General features: G+C 66.5%; 19 protein-coding genes. 10 read left to right on the top strand and 9 right to left on the bottom strand.

The window, feature by feature from the left end:
* Nucleotides 1-61: 61 nt before the first annotated feature.
* Nucleotides 62-871 carry a class I SAM-dependent methyltransferase gene (locus tag BRAD285_RS13935; RefSeq protein ID WP_006610536.1) on the top strand — a complete coding sequence of 270 codons (810 nt, stop codon included), beginning with the start codon at nucleotides 62-64 and terminating at the stop codon, nucleotides 869-871.
* 9 nt (nucleotides 872-880) lie between these two features.
* Here the strand turns inward: BRAD285_RS13935 and BRAD285_RS13930 are convergent, their stop codons facing one another.
* The 5 genes from BRAD285_RS13930 to BRAD285_RS13910 form a co-directional block, all read right to left on the bottom strand.
* Entirely contained in the window at nucleotides 881-1183 is a 303-nt protein-coding gene (locus tag BRAD285_RS13930) for an acylphosphatase (protein ID WP_006610537.1), read from the bottom strand.
* Nucleotides 1180-2046: an oxaloacetate decarboxylase gene (locus tag BRAD285_RS13925; RefSeq protein WP_006610538.1), complete on the bottom strand. Its 867-nt coding sequence runs from the start codon at nucleotides 2044-2046 to the stop codon at nucleotides 1180-1182. The genes BRAD285_RS13930 and BRAD285_RS13925 overlap by 4 nt, the downstream gene beginning before the upstream one ends.
* 108 nt (nucleotides 2047-2154) lie before the next feature.
* Nucleotides 2155-4170: an acetyl/propionyl/methylcrotonyl-CoA carboxylase subunit alpha gene (locus BRAD285_RS13920; protein ID WP_035645252.1), complete on the bottom strand. Its 2016-nt coding sequence runs from the start codon at nucleotides 4168-4170 to the stop codon at nucleotides 2155-2157.
* Nucleotides 4171-4327: 157 nt separating this feature from the next.
* Nucleotides 4328-4543, bottom strand: a complete 216-nt coding sequence (locus BRAD285_RS13915; RefSeq protein ID WP_006610540.1) for a hypothetical protein — start codon at nucleotides 4541-4543, stop codon at nucleotides 4328-4330.
* 69 nt (nucleotides 4544-4612) lie between these two features.
* A complete protein-coding gene (locus BRAD285_RS13910; RefSeq protein ID WP_006610541.1) occupies nucleotides 4613-5734 on the bottom strand; it encodes a putative zinc-binding metallopeptidase in 1122 nt (373 codons plus the stop codon).
* Nucleotides 5735-5960: 226 nt separating this feature from the next.
* Here BRAD285_RS13910 and BRAD285_RS13905 point away from each other — a divergent pair, with 226 nt between their 5' ends.
* The 7 genes from BRAD285_RS13905 (at nucleotide 5961) to BRAD285_RS13875 (ending at nucleotide 15445) form a co-directional block, all read left to right on the top strand.
* Nucleotides 5961-8429 (top strand): PAS domain S-box protein, encoded by a 2469-nt coding sequence (locus tag BRAD285_RS13905; RefSeq protein ID WP_083846346.1) that lies wholly within the window; start codon nucleotides 5961-5963, stop codon nucleotides 8427-8429.
* Nucleotides 8430-8552: 123 nt separating this feature from the next.
* A complete protein-coding gene (locus BRAD285_RS13900) occupies nucleotides 8553-10001 on the top strand; it encodes a HAMP domain-containing sensor histidine kinase (protein ID WP_087877646.1) in 1449 nt (482 codons plus the stop codon).
* A complete protein-coding gene (locus BRAD285_RS13895; RefSeq protein WP_006610545.1) occupies nucleotides 9986-11341 on the top strand; it encodes a sigma-54 dependent transcriptional regulator in 1356 nt (451 codons plus the stop codon). The genes BRAD285_RS13900 and BRAD285_RS13895 overlap by 16 nt, the downstream gene beginning before the upstream one ends.
* Before the next feature lie 114 nt (nucleotides 11342-11455).
* Entirely contained in the window at nucleotides 11456-12157 is a 702-nt protein-coding gene (locus BRAD285_RS13890; protein WP_006610546.1) for an OB-fold nucleic acid binding domain-containing protein, read from the top strand.
* A 35-nt stretch (nucleotides 12158-12192) separates the two neighbouring features.
* A complete protein-coding gene (locus BRAD285_RS13885) occupies nucleotides 12193-12849 on the top strand; it encodes a hypothetical protein (RefSeq protein WP_006610547.1) in 657 nt (218 codons plus the stop codon).
* Nucleotides 12850-12891: 42 nt separating this feature from the next.
* The gene (locus tag BRAD285_RS13880; protein ID WP_006610548.1) at nucleotides 12892-14166 is read left to right on the top strand and encodes an MFS transporter; all 1275 of its coding nucleotides are present in this window, start codon (nucleotides 12892-12894) and stop codon (nucleotides 14164-14166) included.
* A gap of 22 nt (nucleotides 14167-14188) precedes the next feature.
* Nucleotides 14189-15445, top strand: coding sequence for an arsenic transporter (locus BRAD285_RS13875; protein WP_006610549.1), 1257 nt, complete (start codon nucleotides 14189-14191; stop codon nucleotides 15443-15445).
* Between the two features lie 14 nt (nucleotides 15446-15459).
* Here BRAD285_RS13875 and BRAD285_RS13870 read toward each other — a convergent pair whose 3' ends face one another.
* The gene (locus tag BRAD285_RS13870; protein WP_006610550.1) at nucleotides 15460-15954 is read right to left on the bottom strand and encodes a ferritin-like domain-containing protein; all 495 of its coding nucleotides are present in this window, start codon (nucleotides 15952-15954) and stop codon (nucleotides 15460-15462) included.
* A 201-nt stretch (nucleotides 15955-16155) separates the two neighbouring features.
* Between BRAD285_RS13870 and BRAD285_RS13865 the strand changes: the two genes are divergently transcribed.
* A complete protein-coding gene (locus BRAD285_RS13865; protein ID WP_006610551.1) occupies nucleotides 16156-18009 on the top strand; it encodes an alkaline phosphatase family protein in 1854 nt (617 codons plus the stop codon).
* 205 nt (nucleotides 18010-18214) lie between these two features.
* On the opposite strand, the gene BRAD285_RS13860 is transcribed toward BRAD285_RS13865, so the two are convergent.
* Together BRAD285_RS13860 and BRAD285_RS13855 are read right to left on the bottom strand one after the other, a co-directional pair.
* Entirely contained in the window at nucleotides 18215-19339 is a 1125-nt protein-coding gene (locus BRAD285_RS13860; protein ID WP_006610552.1) for a S1C family serine protease, read from the bottom strand.
* 172 nt (nucleotides 19340-19511) lie between these two features.
* On the bottom strand, nucleotides 19512-20078 hold the full coding sequence (locus BRAD285_RS13855) for a hypothetical protein (protein ID WP_006610553.1): 567 nt from the start codon (nucleotides 20076-20078) through the stop codon (nucleotides 19512-19514).
* A 364-nt stretch (nucleotides 20079-20442) separates the two neighbouring features.
* On the opposite strand from BRAD285_RS13855, the gene BRAD285_RS13850 reads away from it, so the two are divergent.
* Nucleotides 20443-21102 (top strand): peroxiredoxin, encoded by a 660-nt coding sequence (locus BRAD285_RS13850; protein ID WP_006610554.1) that lies wholly within the window; start codon nucleotides 20443-20445, stop codon nucleotides 21100-21102.
* An 18-nt stretch (nucleotides 21103-21120) separates the two neighbouring features.
* Here the strand turns inward: BRAD285_RS13850 and BRAD285_RS13845 are convergent, their stop codons facing one another.
* Nucleotides 21121-21405: a type II toxin-antitoxin system RelE/ParE family toxin gene (locus BRAD285_RS13845; protein ID WP_244422115.1), complete on the bottom strand. Its 285-nt coding sequence runs from the start codon at nucleotides 21403-21405 to the stop codon at nucleotides 21121-21123.
* Nucleotides 21406-21489: the final 84 nt, after the last annotated feature.

Raw genomic sequence — 21489 nt, 5'->3', positions numbered from 1 at the left:
AACTTGACCGCCGACGACCACCGCCCCGATCGTCCCTGCCCCGTTGGAACAGGAGCAAGCCATGACGGCATCCGACAAGGCCTTCACCGGTTCAATCCCGCAGATCTACGATGAGCTGCTGGTTCCGCTGATCTTCACGCCGTATGCGCAGGATCTGGCGCGGCGCATCAAGGCGCTCCGGCCGCGTGACGTGCTGGAGACCGCCGCGGGCACCGGCGCGGTCACCAGGGCCCTGCATGCCGAGTTGCCGCCGGAGGTCCTGATCACCTCGACCGATCTCAACGCGCCGATGCTGGCGCAGGCCAGGACACACTTGGCCGACGCGAGCCGCGTCGTATTGCAACAGGCCGACGCGCTCGCCCTGCCCTTCGCCGATGCAAGCTTCGATGTCGTCGCGTGCCAATTCGGCGTGATGTTCTTCCCCGATCGCATCAAGGGCTATGCCGAGGCGCGGCGCGTGCTGAGGCCCGGCGGACGCTTCGTCTTCAACGTCTGGGACCGGATCGAGGACAATGAGTTCGCCCACGTCGTCCACGAGGCTCTGCAACAAGTCTATACGGACAACCCGCCGCAGTTCTTCACCCGCGCGCCACACGGCTATTTCGACGCGGTGAAGATCAGGGCCGACCTGAATGAAGCGGGTTTCTCCGATAGCATCATCGAGACGCTGCCGCACCGCAGCCGCGCCGCTTCCGCGCAAGAGCCCGCCATCGCCTATTGCCAGGGGACGCCGATGCGCGGCGAGATCGAGGCGCGTGGCCAGCCGGATCTGGCGACAGTAACGGACGCGGCTGCGAACGCGCTTCGGCGACGGTTCGGCAGTGGGCCCGTCGTCGGGCAGATCCAGGCATTGGTGATTTCGGCGTGGTAAGCGCCGCAACTACACCGTCGGCAGAACGGAGAACTCTTCCGCGGGCCGGCGTAGCGCGAGCTGATCGACGGTGGCCGGCGTGTCCGTCACACCGTCGACGCGCGCAGCCGGCGGACCGTGCCGGCAGGCTGCGACCATGACGGCGACGTCGTCGGCCGACCCGGCGAACACCGCCTCGACGCTGCGATCGGCGCGGTTGCGCACCCAACCTTCGACGCCGTTCAGGATCGCCTGATCCTCGACCCAAGCACGATAGCCGACGCCCTGGACGCGACCGCGCACCATGACGTGGACGATGACGCGATCGGTCATGATCCGAGCCTCAGAAAATCGCGCAACCGCATCTTCACGTCGGCTTCGCGCATCACGCGCGACGTCAGCTCGGCCGAGGGCAGTCCCTTCAACTGCTTTGGCGACGTGCCATCACGCAGCGCCCTGAGCGTGTCGTAGACCGCCTGCGTCGCGGCGGCGATCGGCGCATGCCCCTGCAGCGCGACGCGGACGCGGCGCGCGGCGAGATAGCCGAGGTCGGCCATCTCGTCCGGCGCGCCGCCGAGCACGATCGGCAGCGTCGTGGCGGCTGCGATCGCATCGAGCTGATCGCGCGTACTGATGCCGGTAAAGAACAGCCCGTCGACACCGCACGCCTCGTACGCCCTGGCGCGGGCGATCGCGTCGTCGAGCGAGGTGATGGAGACGGCGCCGGTGCGGCCGAGAATGACCAGCGAGGGATCGCCGCGTCCGTCGAGCGCCGCCTTCACCTTTCCGACGCCTTCGTCCAGCGAGATCAGCTGCGGCTTGGCAGCGCCGAACGCCTGCGGCAGCAGCGTATCCTCGATGGTGAGACCGGCGGCGCCGGCGGCCTCCAGCTCCTGCACGGTGCGGCGGACGTTCATGGCATTGCCGTAGCCATGGTCGGCATCGACCAGCACCGGCAGCACGGCGGCCCGCGACATCCGCCGCATCTGCTCGGCGAGCTCGGTCAGCGTGATCAGCGCGATGTCCGAATCGCCAAGCACGGCGAGCGAAGCAGCCGAGCCGCCGAACATGCCGAGTTCGAAGCCGAGGTCCTCGGCAATGCGGATCGAGATCGCGTCGTAGACGGAGCCGGGATGAACGCAGCGGTCGCTGGCGAGGATGGAGCGTAACGCTTCTCGGCGAGTACGGAATGTCATCACGCCCCTCTCTCTCCGTCATTGCGAGGAGCAAAGCGACGAAACAATCCAGAGTCGCATACTGAGACCTGGATTGCGTCGCTGCGCTCGCAATGACGGCGGCTAGACTTACGCGAACTCCAGGATCAGCGCGTCGACGGCCAGCGTCGCGCCCGCCGAGGCGTGGACCTTCTTCACGGTGCCGTCCTGCTCGGCGCGCAGCACGTTCTGCATCTTCATGGCCTCGATCACGGCGAGCGTCTCGCCGGCCTTGACCTCCTGCCCTTCGGTCACGGCGATCGAGACCACGAGGCCCGGCATCGGGCACAGCAGCTTCTTGCCGCTGTCGCCGGCGGTGACGACCGGCATCAGCCGCGCAGCGGCGGCTTCGGCTTCGGTGTAGACGTAGACCGGCGCTTCGACGCCCTGATGGGCGAGGCGAACGCCGTTCGGGATCGGGCGCGTCTGCACCGCGATCTCGGCGCCATCGATGGTGCCGTGCCAGACCGCATCGCCCGGCTTCCATTCGGACACCAGCGCATGCGCCGGCCCCACTTTGCCGTCGGCGCCGACGAAGCGGACGGTGATCGCGCCATTGTCCCTGGCGATGTCGAGCAGGATCTCATCGCGGCCGAGCCAGACCGCGCGGCGGCCCTGGCGCGTTACCGGACGGCCGATCATCTGCTGCGAGATCTGCCGCTTGCGCTCGCCGAGCACGTGATCGATCGCAGCACCGACCGCCGCGAGCCGGCGCGCGATCTCGCCTTCCGGCGCGCGCGCGGCAAAGCCCTTGGGAAACTCCTCGGCGATGAAGCCGGTCGACAGCCGGCCCTCGCGCCAGCGCGGATGGTTCATCAGCGCCGACAGGAACGGGATGTTGTGACGGATGCCGTCGACATAGAACGCGTCGAGCGCGGTCGACTGCGCCTCGATGGCCGCGGCGCGCGACGGCGCGTGGGTGACCAGCTTGGCGATCATCGGATCGTAATAGATCGAGATCTCGCCACCCTCCTGCACACCGGTGTCGTTGCGCACGGTGATGCCGTGAGCCTTGCTCTCGGCCGGCGGACGATACTTGGTGAGGCGGCCGATCGAGGGCAGGAAGTTGCGGAACGGATCCTCGGCATAGACGCGCGATTCCACGGCCCAGCCGGTCAGCGCGACATCCTTCTGCGCCAGCGCGAGCTTCTCTCCGGCCGCGACGCGGATCATCTGCTCGACCAGGTCAATGCCGGTGACGAGCTCGGTGACGGGATGCTCGACCTGAAGACGGGTGTTCATCTCCAGGAAGTAGAAGCTCTTGTCCTGGCCGGCGACAAACTCCACCGTGCCGGCGGAGTCGTAGTTCACGGCCCTGGCGAGCGCGACCGCCTGCTCGCCCATCTTGCGCCGGGTCTCCTCGTCGAGCAGCGGCGACGGCGCCTCCTCGATGACCTTCTGATTGCGGCGCTGGATCGAGCATTCGCGCTCGCCGAGATAGATCACGTTGCCATGCTTGTCGCCGAGCACCTGGATCTCGATGTGGCGCGGATCGACGATGAACTTCTCGATGAAGACGCGGTCGTCGCCGAACGAGGCCTTCGCCTCGGCCTTCGCCAGGTTGAAGCCCTCGGCGACCTCCGCGGTCGAATGCGCGATGCGCATGCCCTTGCCGCCGCCGCCGGCGGAGGCCTTGATCATCACGGGATAGCCGATCTCGTCGGCGATGCGCACGGCGTGCTTGTCGTCCTCGATGACGCCGAGAAAGCCTGGCACGGTCGAGACCTTGGCCTTGGCGGCGGCCTTCTTCGATTCGATCTTGTCGCCCATCGCGGCGATCGCACCGGGATTGGGGCCGATGAAGACGATGCCATTCTCCTGGAGCGCGCGCGGAAACGCCTCGCGCTCGGACAGGAAGCCGTAGCCGGGATGCAGGGCTTGCGCGCCCATCTTCTTGCAGGCCTCGACGATGCGGTCGATCAGGAGATAGCTCTCGGCGGCGGCGGGCGGGCCGATCAGCACCGCATCGTCGGCCATCTCGACATGCAGCGCATCACGATCGGCTTCCGAATAGACCGCAACGGTCCTGATTCCCATGCGGCGGGCGGTCTTGATGACCCGGCAGGCGATCTCGCCGCGGTTCGCGATCAGAATGGTCTTGAACATGTTTTTTCTTGATACCTTTGGGCGGGCTCCCCGCTCACGGCACAGGCGCGACCACCGCGAGCTCGTGGGTTCGTCTATAGCAAAATCGCCCGCGCGCAACCCGACTCTCGGCGCGGTCCCGCGCATTGGGCAGGCATGCCAGAGACCAGCCGTCCCGTCAGCCGGAATAGCTGTTGAAACGTCCTCGCGTGTAGGCGTGCGACACCGCCTTCATCAACTCGCCGACCTCGGTCTCCAGATAATCATTCGCAATGATCAGCGCGCGAATGGTCGCCCTGAGATCACCACCGCAGGCTGCAATCGCCTGGTCCACGGCAGCGTCCAGCGCCGCATCATCGGTCTGCTCGGTGTTGGCGTGCATTTCAGACGGCATGGCGTGATGGCGATCCTCGCTCCGGTCACGCCATCATGTTCACTTTATGTTCTAAGGAGTCAAGGCGGATCATGCCGCCCCGACCGCCTCCTTGGGCGCGACCTGCGGCTTTTCAGCGGGCGCAGCGGCGGCCTTAGGCACGCTTTGACGCACCAGCGCATGGATGAAGCCGAGTTTGGCAATGACGGGCGGCGTCAGGATGAACGGATAAAGATCGCGCGCGCCCATCGCCCGGGCCACGCTGTTCATGGCAAAGGTGAATGGCAGCCAGGCGTTGACGATGGTGTCGAAATCTTCCGCGACATAGGGATCGAAGGTGACGCGCGCGGTGAGCCCGCCGATCTGGTCGGCCGGCGGATCGATTTCGATGCCAAACTCGGACGCCATCTCCAGCGTGTCGACGATGTGCAGATAGTGCGCCCAGGTCTCGGCAAAGTCCTCCCACGGATGAGTGGTGGCATAGGCCGAGACGTAATTGTCCTGCCAGTTCGCAGGCGCCCCCTCGTCGTAATGGCGCTTCAGCGCCTCGCCATAATCCTGCGAGTCGTCGCCGAACACCGCGCGGCACGCCTCGAGCTTGCCGGCATCGCGCACCAGCACGTCCCAGAAATAATGCCCCACCTCATGGCGGAAATGGCCGAGCAAGGTCCGGTACGGCTCGTCCATCTCCAGCCGTCGCCTTTCACGCTCGATGTCGTCGGCTTCGGCAAGCGCGATCGTAATCAGGCCGTTGTCGTGACCGGTCATCACCTTCTGCTGGCCAGTGGGGTCGTCGGCCAGAAAATTGAAGATGAGGCCGTGTTGCGGGTCCTCGATTCGCGTCCTCAGCGGCAGCTTCCAGCGGATCAGCGAATAGAACAGCCGGTGCTTGGCCACCTCCAGTTCGCGCCAGCTGGCGAGCTGCGCCGGGTCGGACAGATTGGGAATGGTGCCATTGTGCCGGCAGGCGCGGCAGAAACCGGCGGTCTCGCCGATTTCCAGCAGCCAGTTGCAGGCGTCGTGCTCGGCGTTGGCGCAGAAGAATCGCCCTTCCCGGCCGTCGGCCAAGGTCCGAAAGCCCTGCTCTACCGGCTCGATCGCCGACAGCGTCTGGCGCTCCGGCATGAAGGCGAGCTGATGGCCGCAGCGCCCGCAGCTGCGATTCTCGAAATACAGGATATTCTTGCAGGCCTGACAGACGAAGAGCTTCACGGTATGGACCTACGCGTTGCGGTGTCTAGCGCCTGACGACGCATGACAGTAACAGTCCGTTCCGGGGCTGCGGAACTTTTTATCTGCCTCAACGTTTTCATTGCGCGGGCGTTCGTCCGCCCCAATCGCTGGCCAATTTGTTGTCATTCAACCCAATGTCGCCACGCTTCCGAACACGTCAGGTGAAATGGTCCGGCGACACCTTGCTTTCCCGGTGCAGGTCAGCATGAGCAGCGCGGACGCGCCACGAGACGAGATCGTCCCTGAAGTCGCTGGCGCGGCCGAGCTGCGGCAGCACATCGAGGAGATCGCCAGGGATCGCGACCAGGCCTACCGGGCCCTGCAGGAGCGCGAGGCGGAGCTCGCGCGCATTCAGCGCATCGCCCGGGTCGGCGGCGTCGAGGTCGATCTCCGCGAGGGCTTTCGCAACCGTCGCTCGCCAGAATATCTGATCATTCACGGCCTGCCCTCCGAGGCCGCCAACGAAACGCACGAAGACTGGGTCAAGCGCGTTCATCCTGACGATCGCGCCAAGGCCGAGCAGGACTTCATTGCGGCGGTCAAAAGCAAGCAGGAGGACTATACCACCGAATACCGCATCATCCGGCCGAGCGATGGCGAGACCCGCTGGATCCGCGTCATCGCGCGCATCGAGCGCGACTGGACCGGCCGCGCCATCCGCCTGGTCGGCGCCCATATCGACGTCACCGATCAGATGCAGGCCCAGGCCAAGCTGCGCGAGAGCGAACAGCGCTTTCGCCTGATTGCGGACAGCGCGCCGGTGCCGATCTGGGTCACGAAGCTCGACCGCACCCGCTCTTTCGTCAACCGCGCCTATGTCGACTTCCTCGGCGTGTCGCACGAGGAGGCGCTCGCCTTCGATTGGCGCAAGGCGCTGCATCCGGAAGACCTGGAGCGCGTCCTCGACCAGCAGCAATCCGGCGAATGCTCGCTGAAGCCGTTCTTCCTGGAGGCCCGCTATCGCCGGGCCGACGGCGAATGGCGCTGGCTGCGCTCGGAATCCCAGCCGCGCTGGGACGCGAACGGAAAGCATATCGGCTTCATCGGCGTCGCCCACGACGTGACGGCCGCAAAGCAGGGCGAGATCGAGCTGCGGCGCATCAACGAAACGCTCGAGGAGCGCATCCGCGAGCGCACCGCGCAGCTCGCCGCCAACGAGGCGCGCATGCGCGCCATCTTCGACACCAGCAATCAGTATCAGGCCATTCTCGACGTCGAAGGCCGCATCACCCACGCCAACCGCATCGCCGTGATGGGCATGCGCGCCGGCGGCGTCGATGTGATCGGCCAGCCGCTCTGGGACGCACCGTGGTTCACCTACACGACGGGCGTGAGCGAGATGCTGCGCACTGCATTTGCGCGCGTGCTCACGGGCGACAGCTTCCGCACCGAGGTGCGGCTCGAATTTCCTGATTTTGATCGGCATTTCGAGCTGTCGATGCGGCCGCTGTTCGATCAGCACGAGGCAATCATGGGCGCGGTCGCCGAGGCCGTCGACATCACCGAGCGCGTCCAGGGCGAGGATCTGCTGCGGCAATCGCAGAAGATGGAGGCCGTCGGCCAGCTCACCGGCGGCGTCGCGCACGACTTCAACAACCTGCTCACGATCATCCGCTCGGCCACCGACTTCCTGCGCCGCCGCGATCTCGCCGAAGAACGCCGACGGCGCTACGTCGATGCGATCTCGGAGACGGTCGAGCGCGCCTCGAAGCTGACCGGGCAGTTGCTGGCCTTCGCGCGGCGGCAGCCGCTGACACCACAGGTGTTCAATGTCGGCGAGCAGGTCGAAAGCGTGGTGCAGCTGATCCGCCCGTTGGTCGGCAGCCGCATCCAGATCGAACCGGCCATCGACGATGCCAAGCTGTTCACGCTCGCCGATATCGCGCAATTCCAGACTGCGCTGATCAATCTCGCGGTGAACGCGCGCGACGCCATGAATGGCGAGGGACGGCTGACGATCGGCGTGCAGCGGACGGATCAGATCCCGTCATTGCGCGGCCAGAGCGCGCGCCCCGGCGCCTTCATCGCGATCTCAGTGACGGACACCGGTGCCGGCATCGCGCCTCAGAACATCAATGCGATCTTCGAGCCGTTCTTCACCACCAAGGAAGTCGGCAAGGGCACCGGGCTCGGCCTCAGCCAGGCCTTCGGCTTCGCCAAGCAGTCCGAAGGCGACATCGCGGTGGAGAGCCGGCTCGGCCATGGCGCGACCTTCACGATCTATCTGCCGCAGGCCGCCGCGCCGCAATCAGGCGTGGACGCCACGACGGCGCGCGTCGAGCCGGCCACGATCGGCCGCGGCTATCGTGTGCTTGTAGTCGAGGACAATGACGAGGTCGGGCAGTTCTCGACCGAGCTGCTCGAGGACCTCGGCTACGTCACGCGCCGCGTGTCGAACGGCCAGGATGCGCTGGCGATCCTCGCGGATAACGAGTTCGCGGTCGATCTCGTGTTCTCCGACGTCATCATGCCCGGCATCAATGGCCTCGAGCTCGCCGGCATCATCCGCGACCGCTATCCCGGCCTGCCGGTGGTGCTGACCTCAGGCTACAGCCATGTGCTCGCGGAGAACGCCCATCACGGCTTCGAGCTGATCAAGAAGCCGTATTCGGTCGAGTCGCTGTCCCGCATTCTCCGCAAGGCCATGGCCGAGAAGGCGCCGCTGCCGCGGTGAGCGGTAGCGCGGGAACCATTGTTGCTGATCAGGCGTTCCTTTCCGCGATGACGTGCATCGATCCGTGTCCTGCCTGCGGATGGCTTGCATGCTCAGGCATCCCTTGTCATTGCGGACCAATCGATGCGCTCCCTACGCTCGCGGCTGTCGGCGCTCTGGCTCATGCTGGCAGTCTCCGGCGCGGCGACCGCCTATCTCCTCGTCGAGTCGTTTCAGCAATCGTCACAGGCGCGCGTGGCACGTGCGCAGGATCTGGTTGTCCGTGGCTGCCGCGACATCGCCGACCGCTATCAGTTCTTCGTCTCGGGCTGGGGCGGCGCACCGATCGATGATCGCATCAAGCAGGATCTCATCCCCGTGGTGCAGTCCGCCTTGGCCGCCTCGCCTGGCGTCGAGGGCGGCATCTGGCAGGCCGACCACGGCTCGCTCGCCTATGCCTATCCGACCTATGAGGGGACCGGGCCCAAGACCGATCTTCCCGCTGCCGAGCTCAGCGTCATTCAGCAGGTCAATGGCGACACCCAGCGCAGCGGCCGTGCCGGGACGACCGAAAACGCCGGCCGCTCGCAGACCCTGATCGTCCACGCCTGCCCGCTGCGCGGCCCGCTGCCAAACGTCACGGCATGGACCATGACGCGCGCTGCGACCACCGAAGGTCCGGCCTACACGCATCTGCTGACGGGTCTCTCGGTGCTCGCGCTCACTCTGCTCGGCTCGGCCATCTGGCTCGCCTTCATCCTGGCCTCGTGGTCGCGCCGCATCGCCATCATCGAGAGCGCGCTCGGCACGTCCTCCACCACGGCCGACCTGCCGCAGCTGCCACGGACCGGCGCGCGCGAGCTCGACCGCCTGGTCGACGCCGTCAACGACGCCGGCCATCGGCTCGCGGCGGAGCGCGACCGCGCGACTGCGGCGGAGCGGCTCGCCGCGGTCGGCCGTCTGTCCGCGAACCTCGCGCACGAGATCCGCAACCCGATCGCGGCGATGCGCCTGAAGGCCGAGAACGCGCTCGCCTCGTCCGATCCCGCGCGCAAGAGTCGCGCGCTCGAAGCGATCCTGCAGCAGGTCGCGCGTCTCGACGCGCTGCTGCGGGATCTGCTCGCCATGACGCAAACGAGCCAGCCGGCCAAGCGCTCCGTCAATCTCGCAGGCTTCCTGCAGGCGACGATCGAGACGCATCGCGAGTTGGCCACGCGTCACGGCCTGCAACTGCGCGTGCTCGCGCCCTCCTCGACTGAAGCCGCCTGCTTCGATCCCGCCCAGATGCAGCGGGCGCTCGACAATTTGATCCTCAACGCGATCCAGAATACGCCCGAGGGCGGCGAGATCGTCGTGGCCTCCGAGATCCAGAACGGGCGCTTGTTGTTTCGCGTCACCGACAGCGGCCCCGGCGTCGACGCCGGCATCAAGGATCGTCTGTTCGAACCCTTCGTCAGCAATCGCGCCGACGGCACCGGCCTCGGCCTCGCCATCGTGCGCGAGATCGCGCGCGCCCATCATGGCGAGGCCAGATTAGCTCCCATCAGCACCGGCACCAGCTTCGAGATTTCCCTGCCATGGCCACCATCCTGATCGTCGACGACGACGCCGCACTTCGCGAGGGTCTCGCGGAGACGCTGACCGACCTCGGTCACATCGCGCTCACCGCGGCCTCGGGACGCGAGGCGATCGGCATGGTGTCAGAAGAGACCGATGCGATCCTGCTCGACCTGCGCATGCCAGGGATCGACGGCATCGAGACCCTGCGCCGAATCCGCGCCGATGGCGATGCGCCGCCGGTGATCGTGCTGACGGCCTATGCGAGCCCGGAAAACACCATCGAGGCGATGCGGCTCGGCGCGTTCGATCATCTCGTCAAGCCGATCGGCCGCAACGCGCTGCGCGAGCTGATCGAGCGGCTGCCGCCGCGAGCCCATCCGCCGCACGACAAGCCGCGCACGGACGACAGCGGCCTGATCGGCACCAGCGAGGCGATGCGGCGGGTGCAGAAGACGATCGGTCTCGCGGCCGATTCTGACGCGACGGTGCTGATCCGGGGCGAGACCGGCACCGGCAAGGAGCTCGTCGCGCGCGCGCTGCATGTCCACAGCCGTCGCAGCACCAGCCCCTTCATCGCCGTGAACTGCGCGGCGATCCCGCAGGACCTGCTCGAAAGTGAATTGTTCGGCCATGTGAAGGGCTCCTTCACCGGCGCGACCTCCGATCGGTCCGGCGCGTTCCGCGATGCCGGCGCGGGAACACTCTTTCTCGACGAGATCGGCGACATGCCGCTTGCGATGCAGGCCAAGATCCTGCGCGCCTTGCAGGAGCGGATCATCACGCCGGTCGGCGGCAAGCCGGTGAAAGTCGCGGCCCGCGTCGTCGCCGCCACGCATCGCGACCTCGCCAAGCAGGTGGCGAACGGCGCCTTCCGCGAGGATCTGTACTATCGGCTCAACGTGATCCCGATCGAGCTGCCGCCGCTGCGCGAGCGCGCCGAGGACATCCTTCCGCTGGCTCATCACTTCCTGTCGCTCGCCGCGAGCGGCCGGCCGCGCCCGCAGCTCAGCGAGGCTGCCAGTGACAAGCTCGTGCGCGCCGCCTGGCCCGGCAATGTCCGCGAGCTGCGCAACGTGATCGAGCGCGCCTGCGTGCTGACGCGCGGATCTCTCATCGATGCCGATGACATCGAGATCTCCGAGGCGACGAGCGACGACGACCTGGAGCCGTCGACCGATCTGCCTGCGGCCGTCGCGCGGCTGGAGGAGCGTCTGATCCGCCGCGCGCTCGCGGCCTGCGGTGGCAACCGCACCGAGGCCGCGCGACAGCTCAACATCAACCGGCAGCTGCTCTACACCAAGATGCAGCGCTACGGCCTCGGCGACGAGGCGTCAGGAAATCTGACGCGCGCCGTCGGAAAAGACGACGGCTAGTCCCTCGCCTCCTCACGCAACCCATTGATTTATCGTCGCTCGGCAACTGGCACGGCCGTTGCGAAACGGATCGCGTCACCAACCTCGACAAGGAGTTCCAGGATGACGCGAAAGATGACGCCGATCATGGGTGCGCTCGTGCTCGCCGCCGCCGGCTTCGGCACGGCCTACGCCCAGGCACCGCTCTCACCGCCCGATGCGACATGGGATGCGTCGCAGCTGCCGGAGACGCGCGGCATCGTCAAGCAGTACACGCTGACGCCGCGCGGCGACGTCGACGGGCTGATCCTCAATGACGGCACCGAGGTGAAGCTGCCGCCGCATCTGACCGCGCAAATCGTGTTTGCGATCAAGCCGGGTGATGGCGTCTCGGTCCGCGGCCTGCGCGCCCGTGCGCTGCCGTTGGTCGACGCCACGCAGGTCACCAACATCGCGACCGGCAAGAGCGTGGTCGACAGCGGACCGCCGGATGGACCGGGACGGCGCGGCAGCGATCAGACCGTCAGCGGACGCATCGCCACGCTGCTGCATGGCAAGCGCGGCGAGGTCAACGGCGCGGTGCTCGACGACGGCACCTCGCTTCGCCTGCCGCCGCCGGAAGCCGACCGGCTCGCCGACACGCTGCGCGTGGGACAGACGATCTCGGTGCGGGGCGATGTGCTCGACACTGCCCTCGGCAGGCTCGTCGACGTCCGGGCGATCGGCACCTCGCCGGATCAGTTGACCGAGGTTGAGGGACCCCGGCCGCCGCGCGGTCCGAAGGGCGGGCCTGACCGGCTTGGTCCTCCTCCGCCGCCGCCCCCGCCGCGCGGCTAAGCAAGAACCCAACAAACAGATCTGAGGAGACAATCATGCATTGGATCGACCCTGACAGCCTGCCGGCGGTGACCGGCGTTCTCGAGCGCTTCGTGCTCAATCCTCATGGCGAGGTCGACGGCTTCGTCATGCGCGCGGGCGACAAGGATGTGCTCGTTCACACGCCTCCGCACATGGAGGCGGAGCTGACGCGTCACATCAAGGCCGGCGACAAGGTCGGCGTGCACGCGGTCAGGCCGCGCGGCGCTGACTTGCTCGCCGCAGTCGCGGTGATCACAGCGAGCGGACACCAGATCGTCGATCACGGACCCGACAAGGAGCGTGAGCATCCCAAGCACGATCATCACAAGATGGACGCGGAAGGCACCGTGCGGCTGTCGCTGTACGGACCTAAAGGCGAGCTGCGCGGCGCGCTCCTGACGGACGGCACCGTCATCAGGATCGGGCCCAAGGAAGCCACTGATATCCCCGACCTGCTCGCGCCGAAGGCCACCTTGGCGGTCCGCGGCGACGGCATCGACACGCGCTTCGGCCGCGTCATTCACGCCCGCGAAGCCGGTCCGAGCCTGAAGACGCTCAAGCTGCTCAAGCACCGCAAGCCGGAGCCGAAGCATGCTGACGGTCCCAAGCACGGGCCGAAGCACAAGCACGGGCCCAAACACGGACCGAAGCACGATCACGCCCACGCCTGATCTCAGGCACGCATGACGCATCGAGGAGCCGAGGCCAACAGCATGTCACAGGATGAAACCACCACGCGCCGCGCGGGCCGCGCGCTCGACGCCGCCAATTTCTTCCTGGCCGACGTGCGCGACGGCCTTGGCCCTTATCTCGCGATCTATCTGCTGACCGAGCAGAAATGGGACGAGGCCTCGATCGGCGTCGTGATGTCGCTGGCGACGATCGCGGGCATCGTCGCGCAGACGCCGGCCGGCGCGCTGGTCGATGCGACCAGGGCCAAACGCATGATCATGATCGTGGCCGCGATCATCGTCACGGCAGGCTCCCTGGCCCTGCCGCTGATGTCGAGCTTCTGGCCGGTGGCGATCTCGCAGAGCATCGCCAACGCGGCCGGGGTGATCTTCGCGCCGGCGATCGCGGCGGTGTCGCTCGGCATCGTCGGCGCCAAGGCCTTCACCGCCCGGATCGGGCGCAACGAGACCTTCAACCATGCCGGCAATGCGGTCGGCGCGGTCATCGCGGGCGTGGCCGCCTATGCGCTGGGCCCGTCGGCCGTGTTCTATCTGATGGCAGTAACCTCCGCCGGCAGTCTCATCAGCGTGCTTGCGATTCCCGAGCGCGCGATCGATCACGATGCGGCGCGCGGCCTGTCGCACGAGAACCACGGCGACGCGGCGAAGCGCGATGAACAGCCCTCCGGTCTGAGTATTCTGCTGACCTGCCGCCCGCTCCTCATCTTCGCGATCTGCGTGGCGCTGTTTCACCTGGCCAATGCAGCGATGCTTCCGCTGGTGGGACAGAAACTCGCATTGCAGGACAAGAACCTCGGCACCAGCCTGATGTCGGCCTGCATCGCGGCGGCGCAGCTCGTGATGGTGCCGATGGCGCTCCTCGTCGGCGCCCGCGCCGATCGCTGGGGACACAAGCGCTTCTTCCTCGCGGCGCTCTTGATCCTGCCGCTGCGCGCGGTGCTCTATACGCTGTCCGACGACAAGGCCTGGCTGGTCGGCGTGCAGCTGCTCGACGGCGTCGGCGCTGGCATCTTCGGCGCCATCATGCCGGTGATCGTGGCGGACCTGATGCGCGGCACCGGCCGGTTCAACGTCGCGCAGGGCGCCGTCATCACCGCGCAGAGCATCGGGGCCGCGCTCTCCACCGCGATGGCCGGCCTCGTCGTGGTCCATGGCGGCTACAGCGCCGCGTTCCTGGTGCTCGGCGCAACGGCGGCCGTCGCCGTCATCGTGTGCTGGCTGCTGCTGCCGGAAACCGGTGGAGCGCAAGCCGCCCATCCGGACGCGGCCGCCGCGCCCGCTATCCCCGCCGAATGATTTGCTCTAACGATCCCCGATCATGTTCGCACACACGACCTGGCTCGCCTACGCCATCATCATCCTCGCCACCGCCGGCGTCATCATCCGCCCTTTCCGGCTGCCCGAAGCGATCTGGGCGGTGGCCGGCGCAATTCTGCTCGTCGCCCTCGGCCTGCTGCCTTGGACGGACGCGCTCGCCGGCATCCGCAAGGGCGTCGACGTCTATCTGTTCCTGATCGGCATGATGCTGATCGCCGAGCTCGCCCGCCGCGAGGGCCTGTTCGACTATCTCGCGGCCTACGCGGTGGAGCACGCCCGCGGCTCGCCGCAGCTGCTGTTCCTGCTGGTCTACGCGGTCGGCACGCTGGTCACCGTGCTGCTCTCCAACGACGCCACTGCGATCGTGCTGACGCCGGCCGTCTACGCCGCAACGCGCGCGGCCGGCGCCTCGCCGCTGCCCTATCTCTACGTCTGCGCCTTCATCGCCAATGCCGCGAGCTTCGTGCTGCCGATCTCCAACCCGGCCAATCTCGTCGTGTTCGGCGAGCGCATGCCGCATCTCACCGAATGGCTGCGGCAGTTCACCGTCCCCTCGATCGCGGCCATCGCCCTCACCTATGTCGCGCTATGGCTGACGCAACGCCGCGCCCTGCGCGACGAGCAGTTGCGGACCGATGTCGAGAAGCCGCATCTCAGCCGTGAGGGCTGGCTTGCAGCATTCGGCATCATCGCCATCGCAGCCGTGCTGCTGACGGCGTCGGCGCTCGACGTCCAGCTCGGCCTGCCGACCTTCGTTTGCGGCGTGGTCACCGCGGCCGCGATCCTCGTGGTCAGCCGGCAATCGCCCTGGCCGATCCTCAAGGGCGTGTCCTGGGGCGTGCTGCCGCTGGTCGGCGGCCTGTTCGTCATGGTCGAAGGATTGAGCCTCCTCGGCGCGATCGGACAGCTTAGCGCCTGGCTGCATCAGGGCGTCAGCCACTCACCGGCGGGCACGGCCTGGGCCGCGGGCCTGATCACGGCGGTGGCGGACAACATCGCCAACAATCTGCCGGTCGGCCTGGTCGCAGGCTCGGTCGCGGCCAGCGATCACCTGCCGCACGAAGTCATCCGTGCGATCCTGATCGGGGTCGATCTCGGCCCGAACATCTCCGTCACCGGCTCGCTCGCGACCATCCTGTGGCTGACGGCGCTGCGGCGCGAAAAGATCGAGGTGTCGGCCTGGCAGTTTCTCAAGATCGGACTCGTGGCAACGCCGCCAGCGCTGATTGCAGCACTGGCGGCGGCCATTCTCGGATAGGGCGCGAGCGGCGATCAGGCCGCCGCTTCGTAATTGACTTCGCTCTCGGCGACCTTGGTGAGGAGATCGTCGGTCTTCTTCTCTTCATTGAGCGTCTGGTCGAGCAGCTTGACGGCCTGCTTGAGTTCGAGCTTGTTGGCCCAGGACTTCAAGGTGCCGTAGCGCGAGATCTCGTAGTGCTCGACGGCCTGAGCGGCAGCAAGGAGGCCGGCATCGAGGGCGGACGTGCCCTTGTACTCCGTCATGATCTCCTTGCCCTCGTCGAGGATGCCCTCGATCGCGTCGCAACGCTTGCCGCGGGCGGGCTTGCCGAGCAGTTCGAAGATCTGCTCCAGACGCTCGATCTGGCCCTCGGTCTCTTCCTGATGCTTCTCGAACGCCGCCGACAGCTTCTGCGACTGCGCCGCCTTGGCCATCTTCGGCAGGTTCTTCAGGATCTGCTTCTCGGCGTAGTAGATGTCCTTGAGAGTATCGAGGAAGAGTTCGTTGAGGTCTTTGTCTGCAGCCATGGTGTGCTCCCTGTGTTGTGACCGGACAACCGGAAAGCCACACCCTGGTTCCTGCCTTGGACTACCGCCGCGCGAAAATCGTATCTTGAGCAGCCAACATCCGAGCCTTCCCCCTTGTAACAAAACCGTCACCTGGCAAAACTAAAGCTCTTGCCTGCGGCGAGACGCCGCGATTCCGCCGATTGCTTCCAGGAGTTTTCAATGCGCCGCCCGCTCGTGCTGCTGTGCGCCGGACTGACCCTTTTGTCGTCCAGCGCCGCATTTGCGCAGAACGCCACGCCCCGTAACCTCATTCTCTTCATCCCAGACGGCCTGCGCGCGGCCAAAGTGACGCCTGAGACGGCACCGGCCATGGCCGCCGTCCGCGACAAGGGCGTCAATTTCAAGAACTCGCACTCGCTGTTTCCGACCTTCACCATGGCCAACGGCTCGGCGATGGCTACCGGGCACTATCTCGGCGACACCGGCACCTTCTCGAACACCATCTTCACCGGCTACACCTCGGCGCCCGCAGGCGACACCGTGGTGCCCTTCATCGAGAACGACGCCGTGCTCGGCGACATCGACGAGCATTTCAACGGCGACTATCTCAACGAGGACACGATCCTGAAGCTCGCCCGCAAGGCCGGCTATTCGACGGCTGCGATCGGCAAGCTCGGCCCGACCTACCTGTTCGATCACACCGGCTGCGCGTGCAAGCCCGGCGCGACCTCCTCGGTGGTGATCGACGATTCGACCGGCAACAAGAACGGCGTGCCCATCACCGACGAGATCAAGGACGCCCTGACCAAGGCCGGCCTGCCGCTGGCGACGCCGTCGCGCGGCGACAACGGCAAGGCGGGCGACGCCAAGACGCCGGGCACGACCTCGGCCAATGTCGCCCAGCAGGCCTACATGGTCGACGTCGCCACCAAGGTGGTCCTGCCGATGTTCAAGGCCCGCAACAAGCCGTTCGTGCTGGTGTTCTGGTCGCGCGATCCCGACGGCAGCCAGCACAATCACGGCGACAGCCTCAACACCATCACGCCGGGCATCAACGGCCCGACCTCGATGGCCGGCATCAAGAACGCCGACGACAACCTCGCCGCGCTGCGCAAGGCGCTCGACGATCTCGGCCTTTCCGCCTCGACCAACATCATGGTGCAGGCCGACCACGGCTTCTCGACCATCTCCAAGGAAAGCAAGACCTCGCCCTCGGCCAAGGTCAGCTATGACGACACGCCGAAGGACTTCCTGCCGATGGGCTTCCTGGCGCTCGACCTCGCCAAGGCGCTCGACCTGCCGCTGTTCGACCCCAACGACAAGAACGCTGCCGTGCCCGCCGGCAAGCATCCGAAGGCCGGCAACGGCGTGCTCGGCAAGGACCCGACCAAGCCCGATCTCGTCGTCGCCACCAATGGCGGCTCCGACCTGATCTACCTGCCTAACAACGACAAGAAGCTGGCCCGCCGCACCGTCAGGGCGCTGCTGGAGCAGGACTATGTCTCCGGCATCTTCGTCGACGACAAGCTCGGCGAGATCCCCGGCACGTTGCCGCTGTCGGTCGTCAATCTCGACGGCAAGGCGGTGACGCCGCATCCGGCGATCGTGGTGAACTTCCGCTCCTATGTGGCGCCGGGCTGCGACGTGCCGAGCAACTGCCAGGTCGAGGTCGCCGACACCGTGCTGCGCCAGGGCCAGGGCATGCACGGCTCGTTCGGCCGCGGCGACACCTACAACTTCATGGCAGCCATCGGCCCCGACTTCAAGGCGGGCTTCGTCGACCCCCTGCCCGTCAGCAACGCCGACGTCGGCATCACCGCGGCCAGGCTGCTCGACCTCAAGGTCGCGCCGAAGGGCAAGCTGATCGGCCGCGTCATGACCGAAGCGATGCCGAACGGCGCGACGCCGAAGGCAACGACTGACGTCATCAAGTCCGACCCGGCCGGCGGCCTGCGCACCGTGCTGAAACTGCAGCGCGTCGGCAGCCAGCGCTATTTCGACGCCGCTGGCTTCCCCGGCCGCACCGTCGGCCTCGATGACGAGGCGCCGAAGCAGAAGGCGGCGGCGAAGTAGTCAGATCACGCGAATGCACATGTCCCCGGGCGAGCGGAAGCGACCCCGGGGACCTCGTTCCGCGAATTGTTTCGCAATGAGAAGCACCGCTCTCTCCACGTCATTGCGAGCGCTGCGAAGCAATCCAGAGTCGCGCGCGCAGCCCTGGATTGCTTCGCTGCGCTCGCAATGACGCGTGGAAACATCCAGCGACTTCACGACCACCTCACCGCGCGACGTCGAGCGTGACCCGGACCTCGATGGTCTTGCGGTTGCGGAGCACGCGCAGCACGACGCGATCGCCGGGGGTCTTGGTTTCCAGCGCTCGGGTCATATCGTCAGGCGAATCCACCTCCTGACCATCGATCGCCAGCACCACGTCGCCCAGCGCGAAGCCGCCGTCGCGCGTGAGCCGTGCCGGGATCAACCCGGCCTTCTCGGCCGCCGAATCCTGCTCGACATCGAGCACGAACACGCCGGAGACGCCGAGCCGCGAAGCCAGCGCCTCGTTGGCCTTCGCATCCGTCCGGATCCCGAGACTCGGGCTGACATAGCGGCCGCTCACGATCAGCCGCGGCACGATGCGGTTGACCTTGTCGACCGGCACGGCGAAGCCGATGCCGGCCGACGCGCCCGAGGGGCTGTAGATCGCAGTGTTGACGCCGATCAGCCTTCCTGCGCTGTCGAGCAGCGGGCCGCCGGAATTGCCGGGATTGATCGCGGCATCGGTCTGGATCAGGCCGTTCAATGTCCGCTCCTGCGTGACCTGCAGATTGCGGTTCAGCGCGGAAACGATGCCCGTGGTCAGCGTGCTGCTGAGTCCGAACGGATTGCCGATCGCGAACACCTTCTGCCCGACCTTGAGATCGGCGCTGGTGCCGACCGGCAGCGGCTTCGGCCGGTCGACCCCGACCCCGATCACCAGCACCGCGAGATCGTTCTCCGGACTGGCGCCGACCAGCGCCGCGCGGAACGAGCGGCCGTCGGTGAGGCTGACCAGCGCCTCGGTCGCGCCTTCGATCACATGATAGTTGGTGACGACGTGGCCGAGCTCGTCCCACACGAAGCCGGAGCCGGTGCCGGACCGTTCCTGCTGCGCATTGCCGGTCCATGGATTGACCGATTGTTGAACGGTCGTGATGAACACCACCGAGCCGCTGCGGCTCTCGAACAGCGCGATCGTGCTCTTCTCGTCGGCGGCGAGATCGCCGCGCGGCGTGATGTCGCGCGGCTTGGCGCGCAAGCCGAGCAGCTCGGCCTGGATCAGCGGGAAGGTCTGCCAGGCCATCATGAGCAGCAGCGCCGTCGCCGCTACCGCCAGCAGGCGCGCGGGAAAGCTCCATCGGCTCATGTCGTCATCTCCGTGCTCGCCGTCGTCTCCGACGATCTATTCACCGGCGAGCGGGCGTCATCAAGAGGCCGGAGCAAGCGCCGCGCACGGACGATCGCGGCCCCAAAACAAAAGAGCGCGATGAGATCATCGCGCTCTTGCAAATCTCGCTGTCGGGCGGGCGCAGCGCGCCTTACATCCCGATGTCGATCATCGACGGCAGCTGCGCCAGCGGGATCACGGTGACGCCCACCAGTGTCGCGACCATCGCCATCAGCGCGCGGTTGCGGTCGCCCTGGCTCTTGCCGCGCATCTGCTTGGCCACCCACTCCAGCGCATCGGTGCGCACGCCGCGCGCATTGGGCGCCCAGCTCTCGATCGCCGTCTCCGGCGACAGCGCCACGCTGCGCGGCGGCACCGGCAGGCCGGAGGCCGCGGCGGTGTGGTGCGCGACGGCCTTGGCGAGCAGGTCCTCGAACCGGCCGTCATCCTTGCGCTCGGTCGCGGCGGCGTCGATCGCAAACAGCGCCTCGGCCTCGGCGCGGCTGACGGGCGTGTCGTTGATTGCGGCTGATGTCAGGATGCGCGCGCACCAGGCGGCGTCCTCGGCGTCGAGCATGCGGGAGAAATGCACGCGGCCTGCGGTGGTCGGGCCTTCTCCAGTGATCACGCCGTCGCGCACGATGCCGAGCGCGGATGCGGCGGTGTCACAACAGGACGGTTCCAGACCATCGATGGTTTTTGGTGCAGAGGTAGCCATGTTCTCTTCTCAGTTGCTGTGTTGACCCACCTTGTCGGTCCGCGTCTGAACGAGTGGTTAATGGTTCGAAACGCTGCTGTGGGTTTTTGTATCGGTTGCTCTTTTGCCGCAGTGACCTCGATCACGGTTCAAAACGGCCTGTCGCGAGGGGCGGCGTGTTGCGACCGAGACGTGGCGAAATCGGGGCAGCCGGTAGTCTCACGGATGTTTCGCCGCAGGTGCGAAACTCAAAAGAAGTTGTTGCTCGCGGAGGCTGCAGGAGAACAACGTTCTCTTTTTTCTGGAACGGTTCCCATGGGAGGCGGTATTTCCTATAGTCGAGAGAACGTTTTATGCCGCCCCTTCCATCCACATGAGGACTGCCATGGCTCTTCAAATCGGTTCCACCGCGCCCGACTTCGAGGCTGAGACCACCGAAGGCAAGATCAAATTCCACGACTGGATCGGCGACAGCTGGGCGCTGCTGTTCTCGCATCCGAAGGATTTCACCCCGGTCTGCACCACCGAGCTCGGTGCGTTGGCCCGTCTGAAGCCGGAGTTCGACAAGCGCGGCGTCAAGCTGATCGGCCTGTCCGTCGACCCCGTGGACAAGCATTCGCAGTGGGCCGAGGACATCCGCGAGACCCAAGGCGCGGCGCCGAACTATCCCCTGATCGGCGACATCGACTACAACGTCTCCAAGCTCTACGACATGCTGCCCGCAGCCGTGTCCGGCGATCCGGCCAAGCGCACCGCCGCCGACAATCTGACCGTCCGCAACGTCTTCATCATCGGCCCGGACAAGAAGATCAAGCTGATCCTGGTCTACCCGATGACCACGGGCCGCAACTTCCAGGAAATTCTCCGCGTCATCGACTCGCTGCAGCTCACCGCCAAGCACCGCGTCGCCACTCCCGCCGACTGGAAGCAGGGCGAGGACGTGATCATCGCGGGCTCGGTGTCCGACGACGAAGCCAAGACGATCTATCCGGACGGCTGGAAGGCGCCGAAGCCGTATCTGCGCGTGGTGCCGCAGCCGAAGTGATGTCTTAGGCGGTCGAGATCATTCGCCCTTCTCGGATGGGAAGGGCGAATGCCGCGGCAAGTCCATGCGGTCATGCAGAATGCGGCCGATCTCGATGACCCCCGGGCCGCTCATGCGGTAGAGCAGCAAATGTCGACCGGCACGGCCGCGTCGCGCAACGTGAAGCGTGCGAACGCCGGGCATGATGTCGTCGCGGGCTCTCGATCCCGCCACATCCGGACCATTCGCCAAGTCTCCGATCGCGCTCAGCAGCGTGTCTCGGTAGACCTCCGCTTGGCGCAACCGAACGTTTCCACCGTTCATGTCAGGATGTTCGCGAAGTCGAGCTCTGCGAGGGCACCGAGACGAACCCGCCACGTCTCTCCCATCATCAGGCGCTCCCGTCAG

It is taken from the genome of Bradyrhizobium sp. ORS 285, from assembly GCF_900176205.1.
In the GTDB taxonomy this organism is placed as follows: domain Bacteria; phylum Pseudomonadota; class Alphaproteobacteria; order Rhizobiales; family Xanthobacteraceae; genus Bradyrhizobium.
Note: the sequence above shows the minus strand (reverse complement) of the source record. Positions and strands in the feature narration are given on the sequence as shown.

Excerpts from the sequence above, each read along its gene's own strand:
- BRAD285_RS13890 (WP_006610546.1), top strand. The coding sequence starts at position 11,456 with ATGACGCCGATCATGGGTGCGCTCGTGCTCGCCGCCGCCGGCTTCGGC.
- BRAD285_RS13880 (WP_006610548.1), top strand. The coding sequence starts at position 12,892 with ATGTCACAGGATGAAACCACCACGCGCCGCGCGGGCCGCGCGCTCGAC.
- BRAD285_RS13850 (WP_006610554.1), top strand. The coding sequence starts at position 20,443 with ATGGCTCTTCAAATCGGTTCCACCGCGCCCGACTTCGAGGCTGAGACC.
- BRAD285_RS13935 (WP_006610536.1), top strand. The coding sequence starts at position 62 with ATGACGGCATCCGACAAGGCCTTCACCGGTTCAATCCCGCAGATCTAC.
- BRAD285_RS13905 (WP_083846346.1), top strand. The coding sequence starts at position 5,961 with ATGAGCAGCGCGGACGCGCCACGAGACGAGATCGTCCCTGAAGTCGCT.
- BRAD285_RS13855 (WP_006610553.1), bottom strand. The coding sequence starts at position 20,078 with ATGGCTACCTCTGCACCAAAAACCATCGATGGTCTGGAACCGTCCTGT.
- BRAD285_RS13895 (WP_006610545.1), top strand. The coding sequence starts at position 9,986 with ATGGCCACCATCCTGATCGTCGACGACGACGCCGCACTTCGCGAGGGT.
- BRAD285_RS13915 (WP_006610540.1), bottom strand. The coding sequence starts at position 4,543 with ATGCCGTCTGAAATGCACGCCAACACCGAGCAGACCGATGATGCGGCG.
- BRAD285_RS13870 (WP_006610550.1), bottom strand. The coding sequence starts at position 15,954 with ATGGCTGCAGACAAAGACCTCAACGAACTCTTCCTCGATACTCTCAAG.
- BRAD285_RS13900 (WP_087877646.1), top strand. The coding sequence starts at position 8,553 with ATGCGCTCCCTACGCTCGCGGCTGTCGGCGCTCTGGCTCATGCTGGCA.
- BRAD285_RS13925 (WP_006610538.1), bottom strand. The coding sequence starts at position 2,046 with ATGACATTCCGTACTCGCCGAGAAGCGTTACGCTCCATCCTCGCCAGC.
- BRAD285_RS13930 (WP_006610537.1), bottom strand. The coding sequence starts at position 1,183 with ATGACCGATCGCGTCATCGTCCACGTCATGGTGCGCGGTCGCGTCCAG.
- BRAD285_RS13920 (WP_035645252.1), bottom strand. The coding sequence starts at position 4,170 with ATGTTCAAGACCATTCTGATCGCGAACCGCGGCGAGATCGCCTGCCGG.
- BRAD285_RS13860 (WP_006610552.1), bottom strand. The coding sequence starts at position 19,339 with ATGAGCCGATGGAGCTTTCCCGCGCGCCTGCTGGCGGTAGCGGCGACG.
- BRAD285_RS13875 (WP_006610549.1), top strand. The coding sequence starts at position 14,189 with ATGTTCGCACACACGACCTGGCTCGCCTACGCCATCATCATCCTCGCC.
- BRAD285_RS13885 (WP_006610547.1), top strand. The coding sequence starts at position 12,193 with ATGCATTGGATCGACCCTGACAGCCTGCCGGCGGTGACCGGCGTTCTC.
- BRAD285_RS13845 (WP_244422115.1), bottom strand. The coding sequence starts at position 21,405 with ATGAACGGTGGAAACGTTCGGTTGCGCCAAGCGGAGGTCTACCGAGAC.
- BRAD285_RS13865 (WP_006610551.1), top strand. The coding sequence starts at position 16,156 with ATGCGCCGCCCGCTCGTGCTGCTGTGCGCCGGACTGACCCTTTTGTCG.